15 protein-coding genes and 1 tRNA gene are annotated in these 16,942 nt (G+C 66.5%); 11 read left to right on the top strand and 5 right to left on the bottom strand.

Annotation, left to right across the window (positions count from 1 at the left end):
* Positions 1–290: 290 nt before the first annotated feature.
* On the top strand, positions 291–1,991 hold the full coding sequence (locus V2L32_RS01810; RefSeq protein ID WP_331234729.1) for a C69 family dipeptidase: 1,701 nt from the start codon (positions 291–293) through the stop codon (positions 1,989–1,991).
* 182 nt (positions 1,992–2,173) lie between these two features.
* On the opposite strand, the gene V2L32_RS01815 is transcribed toward V2L32_RS01810, so the two are convergent.
* Positions 2,174–2,527, bottom strand: a complete 354-nt coding sequence (locus tag V2L32_RS01815; protein ID WP_331234730.1) for a hypothetical protein — start codon at positions 2,525–2,527, stop codon at positions 2,174–2,176.
* 40 nt (positions 2,528–2,567) lie between these two features.
* A tRNA-Asp gene (locus V2L32_RS01820) sits at positions 2,568–2,640 on the bottom strand.
* Positions 2,641–2,903: 263 nt separating this feature from the next.
* Here V2L32_RS01820 and V2L32_RS01825 point away from each other — a divergent pair.
* The 8 genes from V2L32_RS01825 (at position 2,904) to V2L32_RS01860 (ending at position 12,321) form a co-directional block, all read left to right on the top strand.
* Positions 2,904–3,128 carry a DNA-directed RNA polymerase subunit H gene (locus V2L32_RS01825; protein WP_331234731.1) on the top strand — a complete coding sequence of 75 codons (225 nt, stop codon included), beginning with the start codon at positions 2,904–2,906 and terminating at the stop codon, positions 3,126–3,128.
* Positions 3,125–4,693 carry a DNA-directed RNA polymerase subunit B'' gene (locus tag V2L32_RS01830; protein ID WP_331234732.1) on the top strand — a complete coding sequence of 523 codons (1,569 nt, stop codon included), beginning with the start codon at positions 3,125–3,127 and terminating at the stop codon, positions 4,691–4,693. The genes V2L32_RS01825 and V2L32_RS01830 overlap by 4 nt, the downstream gene beginning before the upstream one ends.
* Before the next feature lies 1 nt (position 4,694).
* On the top strand, positions 4,695–6,521 hold the full coding sequence (gene rpoB, locus V2L32_RS01835; protein WP_331234733.1) for a DNA-directed RNA polymerase subunit B: 1,827 nt from the start codon (positions 4,695–4,697) through the stop codon (positions 6,519–6,521).
* A 7-nt stretch (positions 6,522–6,528) separates the two neighbouring features.
* A complete protein-coding gene (locus V2L32_RS01840; protein ID WP_331234734.1) occupies positions 6,529–9,468 on the top strand; it encodes a DNA-directed RNA polymerase subunit A' in 2,940 nt (979 codons plus the stop codon).
* A complete protein-coding gene (rpoA2, locus tag V2L32_RS01845) occupies positions 9,461–10,624 on the top strand; it encodes a DNA-directed RNA polymerase subunit A'' (protein WP_331234735.1) in 1,164 nt (387 codons plus the stop codon). Before V2L32_RS01840 ends, rpoA2 begins: the two co-directional genes overlap by 8 nt.
* Positions 10,625–11,050: a NusA-like transcription termination signal-binding factor gene (locus V2L32_RS01850; RefSeq protein ID WP_331234736.1), complete on the top strand. Its 426-nt coding sequence runs from the start codon at positions 10,625–10,627 to the stop codon at positions 11,048–11,050. It begins immediately after the preceding gene.
* 213 nt (positions 11,051–11,263) lie between these two features.
* Positions 11,264–11,692, top strand: a complete 429-nt coding sequence (locus V2L32_RS01855) for a 30S ribosomal protein S12 (protein ID WP_331234737.1) — start codon at positions 11,264–11,266, stop codon at positions 11,690–11,692.
* Entirely contained in the window at positions 11,692–12,321 is a 630-nt protein-coding gene (locus V2L32_RS01860) for a 30S ribosomal protein S7 (RefSeq protein WP_331234738.1), read from the top strand. Before V2L32_RS01855 ends, V2L32_RS01860 begins: the two co-directional genes overlap by 1 nt.
* Positions 12,322–12,325: 4 nt before the next feature.
* Here V2L32_RS01860 and V2L32_RS01865 read toward each other — a convergent pair whose 3' ends face one another.
* A complete protein-coding gene (locus tag V2L32_RS01865) occupies positions 12,326–12,574 on the bottom strand; it encodes a hypothetical protein (protein WP_331234739.1) in 249 nt (82 codons plus the stop codon).
* An 18-nt stretch (positions 12,575–12,592) separates the two neighbouring features.
* Positions 12,593–13,219 carry an NAD(P)-dependent oxidoreductase gene (locus V2L32_RS01870; protein WP_331234740.1) on the bottom strand — a complete coding sequence of 209 codons (627 nt, stop codon included), beginning with the start codon at positions 13,217–13,219 and terminating at the stop codon, positions 12,593–12,595.
* Between the two features lie 126 nt (positions 13,220–13,345).
* Here V2L32_RS01870 and V2L32_RS01875 point away from each other — a divergent pair, with 126 nt between their 5' ends.
* On the top strand, positions 13,346–13,744 hold the full coding sequence (locus tag V2L32_RS01875) for a winged helix-turn-helix transcriptional regulator (protein WP_331234741.1): 399 nt from the start codon (positions 13,346–13,348) through the stop codon (positions 13,742–13,744).
* A 35-nt stretch (positions 13,745–13,779) separates the two neighbouring features.
* Here the strand turns inward: V2L32_RS01875 and V2L32_RS01880 are convergent, their stop codons facing one another.
* Positions 13,780–14,535 (bottom strand): DUF5781 family protein, encoded by a 756-nt coding sequence (locus tag V2L32_RS01880; protein WP_331234742.1) that lies wholly within the window; start codon positions 14,533–14,535, stop codon positions 13,780–13,782.
* Between the two features lie 202 nt (positions 14,536–14,737).
* Here V2L32_RS01880 and V2L32_RS01885 point away from each other — a divergent pair, with 202 nt between their 5' ends.
* A complete protein-coding gene (locus V2L32_RS01885; protein WP_331234743.1) occupies positions 14,738–16,918 on the top strand; it encodes an elongation factor EF-2 in 2,181 nt (726 codons plus the stop codon).
* The last annotated feature ends 24 nt before the right edge of the window (positions 16,919–16,942 follow it).

Below are 16,942 nucleotides of genomic sequence, written 5' to 3' on the forward strand. Positions count from 1 at the left end.
GTGTGGAACCCGTCTCCACCCCCGGCGAATCCCCCTCGTTTCGGATGGAAACGGTTCTCCGACGGCACCGGTGACGCTCCCCTCGATCCCCTCCGTGGATCGACGAGACGTCCGGCGGACCGGGTTCCAGTCGGCCGGTTCGACGACGGTCCACCCCGTCACGCGTCGTTGCCCGTCGACCCGCTCGGACGGTGCGATCGCCGACGATCGCCCGCTTCGAAGTTTCGCCGTATCGATAGATACTAACGTTTAATCACTCAGGAATCGAACCGTTTCGGATCGCTAGGTCCATGAGACTGACACGACTCACGCGGCGCGGGTTCGGCGCGCTGGCGGTCGCCGCCGCGCTGCTCTCGGGACGAACGGAGGGGGACGAAGGGACAGCCGGTCGCGGACGGGACGCAGACGCGACCCTCACCGGGGGAGACGCCCCGCCCGGCAAGAGCATCGGGTTCTACGTCGGCTGCGAACTGACCGACGACGGCTCGACGCTGCTCGGCGGGTTCGGACACGAGCCGTCGAGCCACTGGATCGAGGTCGTCCCGCACCAGGAGCACCCGGAGGGCGCCACGACCACGGTGGGCGTCACCGAGGACGCCGACATCCCGGGCGAACCGATCGAGATCCCGCAGGCAGCGGAGACCAACAAGTACGTCGCCTCGATGTACTCGGAGTTCGCCGGCTTCCCGCCGCCGCTGACCAACGGCGGGCTCAACGAACACGGGGTCGCCGCCCGGGACATCTGGTCGCCGTCGCGGCCGGAACTGGTCGAGATGGCCGAGGAGGCCGCGCCGCAGGAAGGTCCGCAGTACTCGGACCTCACGAAGGCGGCGATGGAGCGTGCAGAGAGCGCCCGGGAGGCCGTCGAGGTGGTCGGCGGGCTGATGGACGAGCACGGCTACTCGACGTACGGCGGGAACTCGCACTTGTTCGCCGACGCGACCGAGGGCTGGGTGTTCATCAACTACGCCCACCCCGACGGCGACCTGTGGGCCGCCGAACGCCTCGCCCCGGACGAGGTGCGGGTCTCCTACCCCGGCTACATCCTCGAGTTCCCGGTCGACCACGAGGACGACCCCGACTTCGAGGGCTCCGACGCGCTGGTGGGCTTCGCCGAGGAGCAGGGCTGGTGGGACGGCGAGGGCGACACCCTGAACCTGCACGAAGTGCTCGGCGTCGGCGAATTCCCCGCCGAGGAGGAGGAGTACTTCTACCCCGAGTTCTACCAGGGCGCTCGCCACCCGCTCGAACGCGAGGCGGAGCTCGAGGAGCTCGCGCCCGTGAGCCTCGAGGACGTGCTCGCGCTGGTCCGAGACCCCCGCTGGTCGACCGACTTCGCCGGCTACGGGCAGGTCGCGCACCTCCGTCCCGACGTCCACCCGGAGCTCCAGGCGCTCTGGACCGCGGTGACGAGCGCGATCACCACGCCGTTCGTGCCGATCCCGATCGGTGCCGAGGAGGTCCCCGTCGAGTTCCGACAGCACCGCTACACGACGTCGAACGCCGCGGGTAACTTCCTCGATCGGGACTGGCAGCTCCAGGAGGCGACCCGGTACGCGACCCGGGAGTTCAAGCGGCTGCTCTACTTCACCGCCGACCGGCCCGAGGAGTTCTACACCGACGTCGTCGGCGCGATCGAGGGGTTCGAGCACGAACTGCTCGACGAGCGAGCGGCGATCGAGGCGGAGGCCCGGGAGCTGTTCGAGGCCGGCGACCAGGAGGTCGCGCGGGAGCTACTCACGGAGAACGTCGACGAGCGGCTGCTGGACAGCCTCCGGCTCGGCATGGAGCTCACCGACGAGGTCGAAGCCGAGACCCGCGAGCGCTTCGGGATTCGCGAGCCGGAGGGTCGCGAGGAGGAGGGCGAGACCACCCCGCCCGCCAGCCAGGACATGGCCGAGGGGGCGTGGGGCGACATGGTCCACGCCTACGACGACGAGCTGCACGCGGGGTATCCCCGAGAACACGGCGCGTACACCGACGGCGACTGAGTGCTTCTGGCTCGCTTTAGCACTGAGTGCGCTCGTCGCCAGCTCTCCTCCTGGTCTCGATTCCCCTCACTCTCCCATCTACCCGGGCAGGAACGCTCGAGGTGTTTGGTAGGCCTCTGGTCGGTCTTCGCGGTCCTCGAGTACCCGAAGGGAGCCCGGTCACACGCGCTGGCCGGGAAAGTTCACAGTTTCGGATCGAACCGGATCCGTCCGTCGCGAACGGCGGCGCTTGGAAGGGCGCGGAGGACACCTTCCTCGTCCTCGAAGCGTCCCCCGGCTTCTGGAGCCGGGACGACGCTGATCCATTCGGCTGGTGACGTGACCGGGACGCCGAGGTTTCGGACCCCGTCCGGGATACCCCGTACCGTGGATGTGGAGGTGCAGTTGTACACCCGATCCACGGGTCCCTCGCGTCGTTCTCGGTCCGCAAACGCCCTCCGGCTTGCCTCGTAGCTGTCCTGGCAGCGCCGGCCACGGCGGCCGCAGTAGCTCCCTCGACATCGCACGATCAGCTCGACGTCCTCTCGGTCGTGCACGATGGCGAAGCCGTCGCCTACGAACGTGAGTTCGGAAAAGCGCCCGAGGCGGGATTTGAACCCGCGTCACGACCGTGACAGGGTCGTATGATAGGCCACTACACCACCCGGGCAGGACGCATCTCTCCCTTTCCGACTGCCGGATATAAGCCTTTCCAAACGGCCGGTCGTGTGGGTCTCGACCCCAAAGCGATATACGCTTTCGTCACCTCCGGGCGAGTATCGACACGACTCACCCGTCGATGATGGCCCCGGAACTGGGGACGGAGTGAGCGTCCGCTTCGCCGCGTTTGGGAACTCTTAAATGGCCGGCTCCTATAGGAGTCTGTAGTATCTCGTAACAGCCATCGAGGCGATTCTCTACAGGCCGAGACACATGGACGTAAGCCAACACACGCTGGTACCCGAGCACACCGTCATGGACGAGGAGTCGATCCAGACGGTACTCGACGAGTACGGCATCAAACCGACCGATCTACCGAAGATCAAACGCACGGATTCCGCGCTTCCCGACGACGCCGAGGTGGGCGACGTCATCCGGATCGAGCGCGAGTCACGCACGACCGACCGGGCGGTCGTCTATCGGCTGGTGATAGAGTGAGCGTCAGCCGAGAGGAGCGACGGCGACTCTCCCGGGAGTACTTCTCCCGAGAGCGCCTCGCCGAACACCACTTCCGCTCGTTCAACGACTTCCTCCGCCGGGGGATGCAGGAGGTCGTCACCGAGAAGGCGACGATCGACACCGACATCGGCGACAAGGAGGGCGAAGAGCCCGTCTACGTCGAACTCGGCGACGTCCGCGTGGTCACCCCGAGGGTCAGGGAGGCCGACGGATCGGAAGAACTGCTCTACCCGCAGGAGGCGAGGCTCAGGAACATCACCTACGCCGCGCCGGTGTTCATGGAGATGTCGATCGTCAAGGGTGGCGAGGAGGAAGAAGAGCGGGTCGTCGACTCGACGGAGACGAAGGTCGGGACGATGCCGGTGATGGTCGGCTCCGAGAAGTGTAACATCGACGGCTTCACCGACGAGGAACTGATCGACATCGGCGAGGACCCGAAGGACCCCGGCGGCTACTTCATCATCAACGGCTCCGAGCGCGTGCTGATGACCAGCGAGGACCTCGCGCCGAACAAGATCTTAGCGGAGTACGACTCGCGCTACGGCGACGAGATCCAGGTCGCGAAGACCTTCTCCCAGCGCCGGGGCTACCGCGCGCTCGTGCTCTGCGAGCGCGGTCGCGACGGCCTGCTCGAGGTCTCGTTCCCGAGCGTCTCGGGCTCGATCGAGTTCGTCACGCTGGTCAGGGCGCTCGGGCTCGAGTCCGACGAGGAGATCGTCCACCGGGTCTCGGACGACCCGGACATCGTGAAGTTCATGCTGGAGAACTTAGAGGAGGCGGAGGTCCAGACCACCGAGGAGGCGATCGAGACGCTCGGCCAGCGCGTCGCCTCGGGCCAGGGCAAGAACTACCAGTTGAAACGCGCGAACTACGTCATCGACCGGTACCTGCTCCCGCACCTCCACGAGGAGGGCGTCGAGGAGGAGGAGGTACGGATCAACAAAGCGTACTATCTCTGCCGGATGGCCGAGGCGTGTTTCGAACTCGCGCTCAAACACCGCGACTCCGACGACAAGGACCACTACGCGAACAAGCGGCTGAAGGTCTCGGGCGACCTGATGAAGGACCTGTTCAGGACGGCGCTGAACAAGCTCGCCCGCGACGTGAAGTACCAGCTCGAGCGGGCGAACATGCGAAACCGCCAGCTATCGGTGAACACGGTGGTCAGAAGCGACGTGCTGACCGAGCGGCTCGAACACCCGATCGCGACCGGCAACTGGGTCGGCGGGCGCTCGGGCGTCTCGCAGCTCGTCGACCGAACCGACTACATGGGCGTCCTCTCCCACCTCCGGCGGCTTCGATCGCCGCTCTCGCGCTCGCAGCCACACTTCGAGGCGCGCGACCTCCACGCGACGCAGTGGGGCCGGATCTGTCCCTCGGAGACGCCCGAGGGGCCGAACTGCGGGCTGGTGAAGAACTTCGCCCAGGCGATGGAGCTGACACAGGACATCGAGGACGAGAGCCGGCTGAAACGCGAACTCGCGTCGATGGGCGTGCGGGGGCTGCCCGGCATCGAACAGCGGAGAGCGGAGGCTGACGACTGATATGAGCACACAACGAGACGCGAAGGTCTACGTCAACGGGAGTCTGATCGGTACACACCCCGATCCGAACCAGCTCGCAGAACAGGTCCGCTCGGCACGACGCCGCGGCGACGTGAGCGAGATGGTGAACGTCGCGGTGAAAGAGCGCACCCGCGAGGTGATCATCAACGCCGACGCGGGTCGCGCACGGAGACCGCTGCTCGTCGTCGAGGGCGGCGAGACGCTGATCACCGAGGAGGCGATCGAGGCGCTCGAATCCGGCGAGATCGAGTTCGAGACGCTCGTCGAACACGGCTACGTCGAGTTCATCGACGCCGAGGAGGAAGAGGACATCCTCGTCGCCGTCGACGAGGAGGAACTCACCGAGGACCACACCCACCTGGAGATCGACCCGCAGCTCATCTTCGGCATCGGCGCGGGGATGATCCCGTACCCCGAGCACAACGCCTCCCCTCGAATCACGATGGGTGCGGGGATGATGAAACAGTCGCTCGGGCTTCCCTCCGCGAACTACCGGATCCGGCCGGACACCCGCCAGCACCTGCTGCACTACCCGCAGCTGGCGATGGTGAAGACCCAGACGACGGAGCAGATCGGCTTCGACGACCGGCCGGCGGCCCAGAACTTCGTCGTCGCCGTGATGAGCTACGAGGGGTTCAACATCGAGGACGCGCTCGTGATGAACCAGGGGTCGGTCGACAGGGCGCTCTCGCGCTCGCACTTCTTCCGCACCTACGAGGGCGAGGAACGACGCTACCCCGGCGGCCAGGAGGACCGCTTCGAGATCCCGTCGGAGGACGTCCGCGGCGCCCGCGGCGAGGAGGCGTACACGCACCTCGACGAGGACGGCCTCGTCAACCCCGAGACCGACGTCGGCGAGAACGACGTGCTGCTCGGGAAGACCAGTCCCCCGCGGTTCCTCGAGGAACCGGACGACATGGGCGGTCTCAGTCCCCAGAAGCGCCGGGAGACGAGCGTGACGATGCGCTCGGGCGAGTCGGGCATCGTGGACACGGTGACGCTGATGGAGGGCGAAGACGGCTCGAAGCTCTCGAAGGTGAAGGTGCGCGACCAGCGTATCCCGGAGCTAGGCGACAAGTTCGCGAGCCGACACGGCCAGAAGGGCGTGCTGGGTCACATCGCTCCCCAGGAGGACATGCCGTTCACCGAGGAGGGTGTCGTCCCCGATCTCGTGCTCAACCCGCACGCGTTGCCCTCGCGGATGACGGTGGGCCACGTGCTGGAGATGCTCGGCGGGAAGGTCGGTTCGCTCGAGGGCCGACGCGTCGACGGCACGCCGTTCCAGGGCGAGAGCGAGGAGGAACTGCGCTCGGCGCTCACGGAGCACGGCTTCGAGTCCTCCGGGAAGGAAGTGATGTACTCGGGGGTCTCCGGCGAGAAGATCGAGGCGGAGATCTTCGTCGGGACGATCTTCTACCACAAGCTCTACCACATGGTCTCGAACAAGCTCCACGCCCGTTCCCGTGGACCCGTGCAGGTGCTCACCCGCCAGCCGACCGAGGGTCGTGCCAGAGAGGGTGGGCTGCGCGTCGGCGAGATGGAACGCGAGGTGTTCATCGGTCACGGCGCGGCGATGGCACTCAAGGAACGACTGCTCGACTCCTCGGACCGCGAGTACATCGAGATCTGCGGCAACTGCGGGATGAGCGCGGTCGAGAACGTCCAGCAACGACGGGTCTACTGCCCGAACTGCGGCGAGGAGACCGACATCCACGAGATCGAGATGAGCTACGCGTTCAACCTGCTGCTCGACGAGATGAAAGCCCTCGGCATCGCCCCCCGACTGGAACTGAAGGACGCGGTCTAACTCACCAATGCCACCACAGACGACACCCAAAGAGATCGACCGGCTCACGTTCGGGCTGATGGACCCCGAGGAGTACCGGGAGATGAGCGCGACGAAGATCATCACCGCCGACACCTACGACGACGACGGCTTCCCCATCGATATGGGGCTGATGGATCCCAGGTTGGGGGTGATCGACCCCGGTCTGGAGTGTAAGACCTGCGGCAAACACTCCGGGGCGTGTAACGGTCACTTCGGACACATCGAACTGGCCGCGCCGGTCGTCCACGTCGGCTTCACCAAGCTGATCCGTCGGCTGCTGCGCGGGACCTGTCGGTCCTGCTCGCGGCTGGCGCTCACCGACGAGGAGGCCGCGGAGTTCAGGGATCGCTTAGAGCGGACCCGCGAGCTCTCGGGCGACCCGAGCGACGTGATGAAGGCGGCGATCCGCCAGGCCAGGAAGGCCGATCGCTGTCCCCACTGCGGCGAGGTGCAGTACGACATCCAGCACGAGAAACCGACGACCTACTACGAGGTCCAGCAGGTGCTCTCGGCGGACTACCCGGAGATGATCGCCGCGGCGATGCAGCCCGACGACGAGGACGACGAGGGCGTCTCCCCGCCGGCGCTCGCCGAGGAGACCGGCATCGACGTCTCGCGGATCAGCGAGATCCTCTCGGGCTCGTTCCGTCCGCGCGAGGCCGACCGGAAGGCGATCGAGAAGGCGCTGGACGTCGACCTCACCGTCGAGGACCTGAACAAGCTGATGCCCTCCGACATCCGCGACTGGTTCGAGGATATCCCGGACGAGGACATCGAGACGCTGGGGATCAACGCCGAGAAGGCCCGTCCCGAGTGGATGATCCTCACCGTGTTACCGGTGCCGCCGGTGACCGCACGGCCGTCGATCACGCTCGACAACGGCCAGCGCTCCGAGGACGACCTCACCCACAAGCTCGTCGACATCATCCGGATCAACCAGCGGTTCATGGAGAACCGCGAGGCCGGTGCGCCGCAGCTGATCATCGAGGACCTCTGGGAGCTGTTGCAGTACCACGTCACGACGTTCATGGACAACGAGATCAGCGGGACGCCGCCGGCGCGTCACCGTTCCGGCAGGCCGCTGAAGACGCTCAGCCAGCGGCTGAAGGGCAAGGACGGCCGGTTCCGGAACTCGCTGTCGGGCAAGCGCGTGAACTTCTCGGCGCGAACCGTGATCAGCCCGGACCCGACGCTCTCGCTCAACGAGGTCGGCGTCCCGGACAGGGTCGCCCGGGAGATGACCCAGACGATCCACGTCACCGAGCGGAACCTCGACGACGCCCGGCAGTACGTCAGGAACGGCCCGAAGGGCCACCCCGGCGCGAACTACGTCCGGCGGTCGGACAACCGCCGGCTGAAGGTGACCGAGAAGAACTGCGAGGAGCTCTCGGAGAAGGTCGAACCCGGCTGGGAGGTGAACCGTCACCTCGTCGACGGCGACATCGTGATCTTCAACCGCCAGCCCTCGCTCCACCGGATGAGCATGATGGCCCACGAGGTCGTCGTCATGCCGTATAAGACGTTCAGGCTCAACACCGTCGTCTGTCCGCCGTACAACGCGGACTTCGACGGCGACGAGATGAACATGCACGCGCTGCAGTCCGAGGAGGCGCGTGCGGAGGCGCGCGTGCTGATGCGGGTCCAGGAGCAGATCCTCAGCCCACGCTTCGGCGAGAACATCATCGGCGCGATCCAGGACCACATCAGCGGGACGTTCCTCCTGACGCACCCGCGGCCGACGACCGGCGAGCCGCCACGGTTCAACGAGACACAGGCGCTCGACCTGCTGCGCGGAACGAGCATCGACGAACTCCCGAAGGCCGACGGCGAGGAGGACGGAGAGGCGTTCTGGACCGGCATGACGATCTTCTCCCAGCTCCTGCCCGCCGACCTCGACCTCGAGTTCACGAGTTCCTACGGGGATACGGTCGTGATCGAGGACGGCCAGCACAGGGAGGGGACGATCGACGAGGACGCCGTCGGGGCGTTCGGCGGCGAGATCGTCGACACACTCGCGAAGGAGTACAGCCACACCCACGCCCGCGTGTTCGTCAACGAGGTCTCGAGCCTCGCGATGCGGGCGATCATGCACTTCGGCTTCTCGCTGGGGATCGACGACGAGTCGATTCCCGAGGTGGCGAGCGAGCAGATCGACGAGGCGATCGCCAACGCCTACGACAGGGTAGGAGAGCTGATCACGACCTACGAGAACGGCGACTTAGAGAGTTTGCCGGGGCGAACCGTCGACGAGACGCTCGAGATGAAGATCATGCAGACGCTCGGGAAGGCCAGAGACAGCGCGGGCGACATCGCGGAGGACCACTTCGCGGACGACAACCCCGCGGTGATCATGGCCGAGTCGGGAGCGCGTGGCTCGCTGCTCAACCTCACGCAGATGGCCGGCTGTGTCGGACAGCAGGCGGTCAGGGGCGAGCGGATCAACCGCGGCTACGAGGGTCGGACCCTCAGCCACTACAAGCCGGGCGACCTCTCGGCGGAGGCCCACGGCTTCGTAGAGAACTCCTACAGGGCGGGGCTCACCCCGCGGGAGTTCTTCTTCCACGCGATGGGCGGTCGCGAGGGACTGGTCGACACGGCGGTCCGGACGTCGAAGTCCGGCTACCTCCAGCGTCGGCTGATCAACGCGCTCTCGGAACTCGAGACCCAGTACGACGGCACCGTTCGGGACACCTCGGACAAGATCGTCCAGTTCGAATTCGGCGAGGACGGCACCTCGCCCGTGCGCGTCTCCTCGTCGGTCGACAACGAGATCGACGTCGAGGGGATCGCCGACCGGATCATGGAGGCGGAGTTCGACAGCGAGGCCGAGAAGGAGGCGTTCCTCGAGTGGAGCGAACCCCCGACGAACCTCTCGGAGCACGCCGATCCGCGGCAGCTCCGAACGGAGGTGACCTCCGATGACTGAGCTCACCGACGAGGTCCGCGCGGTCGTCGAGTCCCGTGACCTCCCCCGCCGGCTGAAAGACCGGGTGCTCGAGACGATCGAGGGCCGAGAGTCGGTCAGTCAGGAACAGGCCGAGGAGATCGCCCGAGCGGTCGAGACGCGCTATCTCGACACGCGTGTCGATCCGCTCGACCCGGTTGGGACGGTCTCGGCGCAGTCGATCGGCGAGCCCGGGACGCAGATGACGATGAACACGTTCCACTACGCGGGCGTCGCGGAGATCGACGTCACCCAGGGGCTGCCCAGACTCATCGAGCTGGTCGACGCCCGGAAGACGCCGGACACGCCGATGATGACGGTCTACCTCGAAGACGAGTACGCGACCGATCGCTCGCTCGCCCACGAGGTCGTCTGGAAGATCGAGGCGACGCGCATCCTCGCGCTCGGCGACGTCTCGACGAACGTCGCGGACATGCGCGTCGGGGTCTCGCTGAACGAGGAGACCTTAGAGGAGCGGCTGATCGAACCCGAGGAGGTCGCGGAGACGATCGAGGACGCGCTGGGCGTCTCGACCGTCCAACAGGGCACTCAGATCGAGTTCGGCCCCGACGAGCCGAGCTACCGACAGCTGCTCCAGTTGGTCGAACAGCTCCGCGAGGTGGTCTTCAAGGGGATCGAGGACGTCAGCCGGGTCGTCGTCCGCAAGGAGCAGTCCGACGAGGACGACGAGTTCGTCCTCTACACCGAGGGGTCGGCCTTCGGCGACGTGCTCTCGATCGAGGGCGTCGACGCCTCCCGAACGACCTGCAACAACATCCACGAGATCTACCGCGAACTCGGCGTCGAGGCCGCCCGCGAGGCGATCATCGAGGAGACGATGGAGACGCTCAAGGAGCAGGGTCTCGACGACGTGAACGTTCGACACCTGATGCTGGTCGCGGACATCATGACCAACCGGGGCGAGATCGAGTCGATCGGACGCCACGGAATCGCCGGCAGCAAGGACAGCGTACTCGCGCGCGCGGCGTACGAGGTGACGGTCAACCACTTACTCGACGCCGCGATCCACGGCGAGATCGACGACTTAAACGGCGTCATCGAGAACGTGATCGTCGGCAAGCCGATCAAACTCGGCACCGGCGACGTCGACCTGCGGATGGGCTCGCTCTCCGACTAGATGGGCCGGACCCTCTCGACGGAGGCGATCCAGCACATCGGGGTCTTCGAGGCGGTGACCGACGCGAGCGCGACCGACTGCGTGATCGACGACGAGTTCGACCGGATCGTCTTCGTCGTCCCGCCCGGCGAGATGGCGACGGCGATCGGACCCGGCGGCGGAACGGTCAGGCGGCTCGAAGAGCGTCTCGGCTGTGTGGTCGAACTCGTCGAGGGTGCCGAAAGCGCCGAAGCGTTCGTCGCGAACGCGCTCTCGCCGGCCGCCGTCTCGCACGTCACCGTCAGTGAGAACGAGACGACGGTCGCCTACGCGGAGGTGCCCGACGCGGATCGGGGCGCGGCGATCGGTGCCGGCGGACGGAACATCGAGATGGCCTCGCGACTCGCGAACCGCCACTTCGGGATCGATCGGGTCGAGTTGACCTGACGCGTTCGCTCGCTGTTCGTGGTGAGACCCCGGTCCGATCGAGAGCTACGCGAAGAGCGATCGATCACGTCTCGACCGGAATCGCGGGGATCGGTCGACCCGAAAACGGTGTCGTGTCGGTCCGATCGAAACGCGACGGGCGGCTCCGTGGCCGCTTCGCCGCGAGCGCGAAGAGCGAGTCTTAAGTAGCCTCGTCGGATACCACAGCCTACTATGGCGAACGGCAAGTATGCGGCGCGCAAGCTGAAGAAGGACCGCCAGAAGTACCGGTGGTCCGACTCGCGGTACGCGCGTCGTGCACGAGGACTTCGGAAGAAGTCCGACCCGCTCGAGGGCGCTCCCCAGGGGAGGGGGATCGTCCTCGAGAAGGTCGGAATCGAAGCGAAACAGCCCAACTCCGCGATCCGAAAGTGCGTGCGGGTGCAGCTGATCAAGAACGGCAAGCAGGTCACCGCGTTCTGTCCCGGTGACGGCGCGATCAGCTTCATCGACGAGCACGACGAGGTGACGATCGCCGGGATCGGCGGGGCGAAAGGTCGCGCGATGGGCGACCTCTCGGGCGTGAACTACAAGGTCGAGAAGGTAAACGGCGTCTCGATGATCGAACTCGTCCGCGGAAACGCGGAGAAACCGGTGCGATAATGAGCGGGGAAGAGACCGAGGCCGACGTCGAGGAGACCGAAGGGGAGCCCGAGGAGGAGAGCGAGTCGACCACGGACGCGCTCCTGTTCGGGCGCTGGGAGGTCGACGAGATAGAGTACCGAGATCCCTCGACCGCGCGCTACATCACCGTGACGCCGATCGCACACACGATGGGCCGCCACTCGGGCAAGCAGTTCGCGAAGAGCGAGATCTCGATCGTCGAGCGGCTGGTCAACCGGCTGATGCAGACCAGCGAGAACACGGGGAAGAAACAGCAGACGATGCGGATCGTCCGCGACGCCTTCGAGATCGTCCACGAGCGTACGGGCGACAACCCGGTGCAGGTACTCGTCTACGCGGTCGAGAACTCGGGGCCGCGCGAGGAGACCGTCCGCCTGAAGTACGGCGGGATCTCGGTGCCGAAGGCGGTCGACGTCGGCCCGCAGCGCCGCGTCGACCAGGCGCTCGGCTTCATCGCGCGTGGCGCGCACAGCGCCTCGTACAAATCGCCGACGAGCGCCGCCGAGGGCCTCGCGAGCCAGCTTATCGGCGCCGCAAACAACGACGTCAATAGCTACCCGGTGAGCCAGAAAGAGGAGAAAGAGCGCGTCGCCGCCGCCGCCCGATAGCGACTTACGTTTTCAGTCTTCGGGGCCCGCCATCCTCGCGCAGTAGCTCTCGGTGTTTCAGTACGAACCCCTCCAAGTCGGTCGGATCGCGACCCACGACCCGAGACCCGTCGTCGATGACCCGTCCCGGGAGCACCGACGAGAGCGCCGTACAGACCTCGTGGTAGGTGAGCGCCTCCGGACCGATGAGGTCGACCGTCCCGATCAGCCGCTCGTGGAGTCCGCGACCCCTCGCCGTACCCGGCCCACACACCGGGGGGCGTTCGGCCGTTCACGCCGGTCCCACCTTCGGCATCTCTCGGACGTAGTCGCCGTTCTCGACACGGTCGAGGAGACAGGCCGCGACATCGGCTCTGTCCACCGCGTCGAAACCGAGCGCGACGTCGCCGACGCGGTAGGCTCCCTCCGGGCCACCCTCGGTCAGTCGGGGTGCCCGGACGACCGACCACTCCGGATCGGTCGCCTTCACCCGCCGGACGTGCTCGGTCGCGTCGTCGAGGACATCGCCGGCCACCACCCGCAACAGCAGGCCCATCGCCCTCCCGGCGAGCGTGACCGACTCGCCCTCCTCCCGGACGCCGGCGCCGACGAGGACGACGAGACGGCCGACGCCCGTCTCCGCCATCGCGCCCAGGATATGGTCGCCGGACACCGTCAGGAGGTCGCCGGGCGAGTTCGACCCCTGACCGAGCACGCTCACGATCGCGTCGACCCCCGACACCGCCTCGACGACGCCCGCACCGGTGTACGCGTCGCCCCCGACGACCACGAGTCGGTCGCGCTGGGGGAGTTTCTCGGGTGAACGGGTGTGGGCGACGACCTCGTGTCCCCCATCGAGCGCCCGCTCGATCAGCGGGAGGCCGGTTCGTCCGGTCGCACCGAAGACGGCGATCTTCACGCCCCGACTACGGCTTCCGAAGTGATATACTCGCAACTTCGAACTCTCGTAGTAAGGACGGCGACGTGCCCGCTGCAACGCAATACACACCGCGAATACTTCTGTCCGATCCACGTAGCGACCCGTATGCACGAGGATTCGGTCGGATCCGTCCCGGGCCGGGAGGAGGCGGCGGCGCTCAGGGAGTCGCTCGACCCGGACGAGCGCGAGCGGGTCGAGGCCACCGTCGCGACGCTGCTCGATCTGCTGGGGAAGACGCACACGATGGCGCTGTTGCGCGAGTTCGCCTTCGCCGAGGGGCCGGTTCGTTTCGGACACCTCGAAGAGACGCTCGCGATCTCGCCGAGCACGCTCTCGGAACGACTGCGCGAACTGACGGCAGCCGGCCTGCTCCGTCGACGGTCGTACGACGAGATACCCCCGCGGGTCGAGTACGAGCCGACGGCGAGAGCCCGTGCGCTCTTTCCCGCCTTCGCGCACCTCCACCGCTGGGCGATCGATCACCGACTCGAGCCCGAGGGGTGAGCTCCGCGAGGACCGATCCCCCGACTGTGACCCACTCAGTCCGCCGCCGGACCGCTCTCTATCGCGTAGCTCCTCGTCACCTCGACGAGCGCCTTTCTGTACTCGCTCTCGTCGGGGTCGTCGACGAGGTTCCTGAACCGTCGTCGGAAGTCGTCGAGGGCGATCCCGGGTGCGTCGCGCGAGGCGGCGTGGGCGAGGTCGTAGAGGCGGTGCGTGGGAGAGAGCAGGTCGTGACGTTCACAGAGCGCGAGGGCGAAGGCGGCGTTCACGGCCGTTATCTCGGGATCGGAACCGGGCGAGAGGCGCTCGCCGTCCGGCCACGGCGAGGCTCTCGGCCTGTCCGCGAGCGCCTGTGCGAGGCTCGATTCGAGGAAGCTCACGAGCTTCGTCGCCGGGGCCACCGAGAGGGTGATGTCGTCGGCGTAGATGTCCTTCATGTGGTTGGCGATCTGATAGCAGTGAGCGAGCTTTCGACGCTCGATCCGTCTCCCCGCGAGCGCGAGGTAGATCGCCTCCTCGGTGGACTGGGTGTGCGAGGGGTGGGCCATCTCGTGGCGGTACATGTGGGCGTACTCGTGGAGGGCGAGTTCGCGGGCCATCACGCCCGTCGCGGCCTGTCGCGAGATGTTGAGGACGTGGTAGTCTCCGGGGTGGGCGGTCCAGGTCCGCTCGTCGGGCTCGGTCCTGACACGTACCTCGACCTGCCGGTCGAGGTCGTACTCGGTCTCGAAGAGGTCGCGGGCACTGAGAAACGGAGCGGGGGAAACGTCTCCGCCTACGCGAACGTCCATGTCTATCACTACCAAGGACCGTCCGATCATTACTCTTCTGCCCGTCGAGGCCGAGGGCCGTCGCTCCTCGGCGCACGGACTCGACGCTGCCGGCGAAACGCCGTGGTACGTGTCGGGCGCGACGACCCTCGCGTCCGGCGAACGGACGCGCCGGATGCGAAACACTACCCTTTTGACCCTCCTGCCGGTAGGAGCACACAATATGGGTAGACGAAAGAAGATCGTACAGCAGTGTGAGCGTTTGATGGACAACCCGGAGAACATCCGGAACATCGCCATCGCCGCTCACGTCGACCACGGGAAGACGACGCTCACCGACAACCTGCTCGCCGGGGCGGGGATGATCGCCGACGAGAGCGCCGCCGAGCAGCTGATGATGGACACCGAGGAGGACGAACAGGAACGCGGCATCACGATCGACGCCGCGAACGTCTCGATGACCCACGAGTACGAGGACTCGGAGTACCTCATCAACCTGATCGACACCCCGGGCCACGTCGACTTCGGTGGCGACGTCACGCGGGCGATGCGCGCGGTCGACGGCGCGATGGTCGTCGTCGACGCCGTCGAGGGCGCGATGCCCCAGACCGAGACCGTCGTCCGCCAGGCCCTGCGAGAGGGCGTGAAGCCGACGCTGTTCATCAACAAGGTCGACCGCCTCATCTCCGAGCTCCAGGAGGGTCCCGAGGAGATGCAAGAGCGGCTGCTGAAGGTCATCCGCGACGTTAACGAGCTGATCAACGGGATGACCGAGGACCGCGACGTCGACTGGTCGGTTTCGGTCGAAGACGGCACGGTCGCGTTCGGCTCCGCCCTCTACAAGTGGGGCGTCTCGCTGCCGTCGATGCAGGCGACCGGGATGGACTTCGGCGAGATCATCGACCTAGAGCGCGCCGGCAACCGCGAGGAGCTCCACGAGCGCACCCCGCTGTCTAACGTCGTCCTCGACATGGTCTGTGAGCACTTCCCGAACCCGGTCGACGCCCAGCCCACCCGTGTCCCGCGGATCTGGCGCGGCGACGCCGAGAGCGACCTCGCGATCGGGATGCGCGACGTCGACCCCGAAGCCGAGGTCGTCTTCATGGTCACGGACATCTCGATGGACCCCCACGCCGGCGAGATCGCCACCGGACGGCTGTTCTCAGGCACCCTCGAGAAGGGCCAGGAGCTCTACGTCTCCGGCACCGCGGGCAAGAACCGCATCCAGAACGTCGGGCTGTTCATGGGCGGCGAGCGCGAGGAGGTCAAACGCGTGCCCGCCGGGAACATCGCCGCCGTCACCGGGCTTCGGGACGCGATCGCCGGCTCGACCGTCTCCTCGGTCGAGATGACGCCGTTCGAGTCGATCGAACACATCTCCGAGCCGGTGATCACCAAGAGCGTCGAGGCCCAGCGGATGGACGACCTGCCGAAGCTCATCAAGACGCTCCAGCAGGTCTCGAAAGAGGACCCGACGATCCAGATCACGATCAACGAGGACACCGGTGAGCACCTCATCAGCGGCCAGGGCGAGCTTCACCTCGAAGTGATCACCCAGCGTATCGAGCGTAACCAGGGTATCCCGGTCCACACCGGTGAGCCGATCGTCGTCTACCGCGAGGCGGTCCGCGAGCCGAGCCGAACGGTCGAGGGGATCTCCCCGAACCGGCACAACCGATTCTACATCCACGTCGAGCCGCTGCCGGAGGAGGTCGTCGAGTCGATCAAGATGGGCGAGCTCTCGATGGGGATGCCCGAGATCGAACGCCGCGAGGTGCTCCAGGAGTCCGGCATCGACAAGGACACTTCACAGAACGTCGAGACGATCATCGGGACGAACGTCCTCATCGACGACACGAAGGGGATCCAGTACCTGAACGAGACGATGGAGCTCGTCGTCGAGGGTGTCGAGGAGGCGCTCGTCGACGGCCCGCTCGCCGCCGAACCGGTCGAGGGCGTGATGATCCGACTGGAGGACGCCCGCCTCCACGAGGACGCCATCCACCGCGGCCCGGCACAGGTCATCCCCGCCGTTCGACAGGCCGTCCACAACGCGCTGATCGACGGCAAGATCGCGCTGCTCGAACCGATCCAGAACGTCCGGATCGACGTTCCCTCCGAGCACATGGGGCCCGCGAGCGGCGAGATCCAGGGTCGGCGTGGCCGCGTCGACGACATGTACGACGAGGGCGGCATGATGGTCGTCGAGGGCGTCGCGCCCGTCGAGGAGATGATCGGCTTCTCGTCTGACATCCGGTCCGCGACCGAGGGTCGTGCCTCCTGGAACACCGAGAACGCCGGCTTCCAGGTGCTCGTCGACAACCTCCAGCCCGAGACGATCAAGGAGATCCGCGAGCGAAAGGGTATGAAGACGGAACTGCCCCCGGGCGTCGACTACTTCTAGAACACGCACCGTTTTACGGTTCGG

The sequence above is a fragment of the Halalkalicoccus sp. CGA53 genome (assembly GCF_036429475.1).
Classification (GTDB): Archaea; Halobacteriota; Halobacteria; order Halobacteriales; family Halalkalicoccaceae; genus Natronorarus; species Natronorarus salvus.

What these genes read in the sequence shown, in the direction of transcription:
- V2L32_RS01810 (WP_331234729.1), top strand. Translation starts at nt 291, where the DNA reads ATGAGACTGACACGACTCACGCGGCGCGGGTTCGGCGCGCTGGCGGTC.
- V2L32_RS01825 (WP_331234731.1), top strand. Translation starts at nt 2,904, where the DNA reads ATGGACGTAAGCCAACACACGCTGGTACCCGAGCACACCGTCATGGAC.
- rpoB (WP_331234733.1), top strand. Translation starts at nt 4,695, where the DNA reads ATGAGCACACAACGAGACGCGAAGGTCTACGTCAACGGGAGTCTGATC.
- V2L32_RS01840 (WP_331234734.1), top strand. Translation starts at nt 6,529, where the DNA reads ATGCCACCACAGACGACACCCAAAGAGATCGACCGGCTCACGTTCGGG.
- rpoA2 (WP_331234735.1), top strand. Translation starts at nt 9,461, where the DNA reads ATGACTGAGCTCACCGACGAGGTCCGCGCGGTCGTCGAGTCCCGTGAC.
- V2L32_RS01850 (WP_331234736.1), top strand. Translation starts at nt 10,625, where the DNA reads ATGGGCCGGACCCTCTCGACGGAGGCGATCCAGCACATCGGGGTCTTC.
- V2L32_RS01855 (WP_331234737.1), top strand. Translation starts at nt 11,264, where the DNA reads ATGGCGAACGGCAAGTATGCGGCGCGCAAGCTGAAGAAGGACCGCCAG.
- V2L32_RS01860 (WP_331234738.1), top strand. Translation starts at nt 11,692, where the DNA reads ATGAGCGGGGAAGAGACCGAGGCCGACGTCGAGGAGACCGAAGGGGAG.
- V2L32_RS01875 (WP_331234741.1), top strand. Translation starts at nt 13,346, where the DNA reads ATGCACGAGGATTCGGTCGGATCCGTCCCGGGCCGGGAGGAGGCGGCG.
- V2L32_RS01880 (WP_331234742.1), bottom strand. Translation starts at nt 14,535, where the DNA reads ATGGACGTTCGCGTAGGCGGAGACGTTTCCCCCGCTCCGTTTCTCAGT.
- V2L32_RS01885 (WP_331234743.1), top strand. Translation starts at nt 14,738, where the DNA reads ATGGGTAGACGAAAGAAGATCGTACAGCAGTGTGAGCGTTTGATGGAC.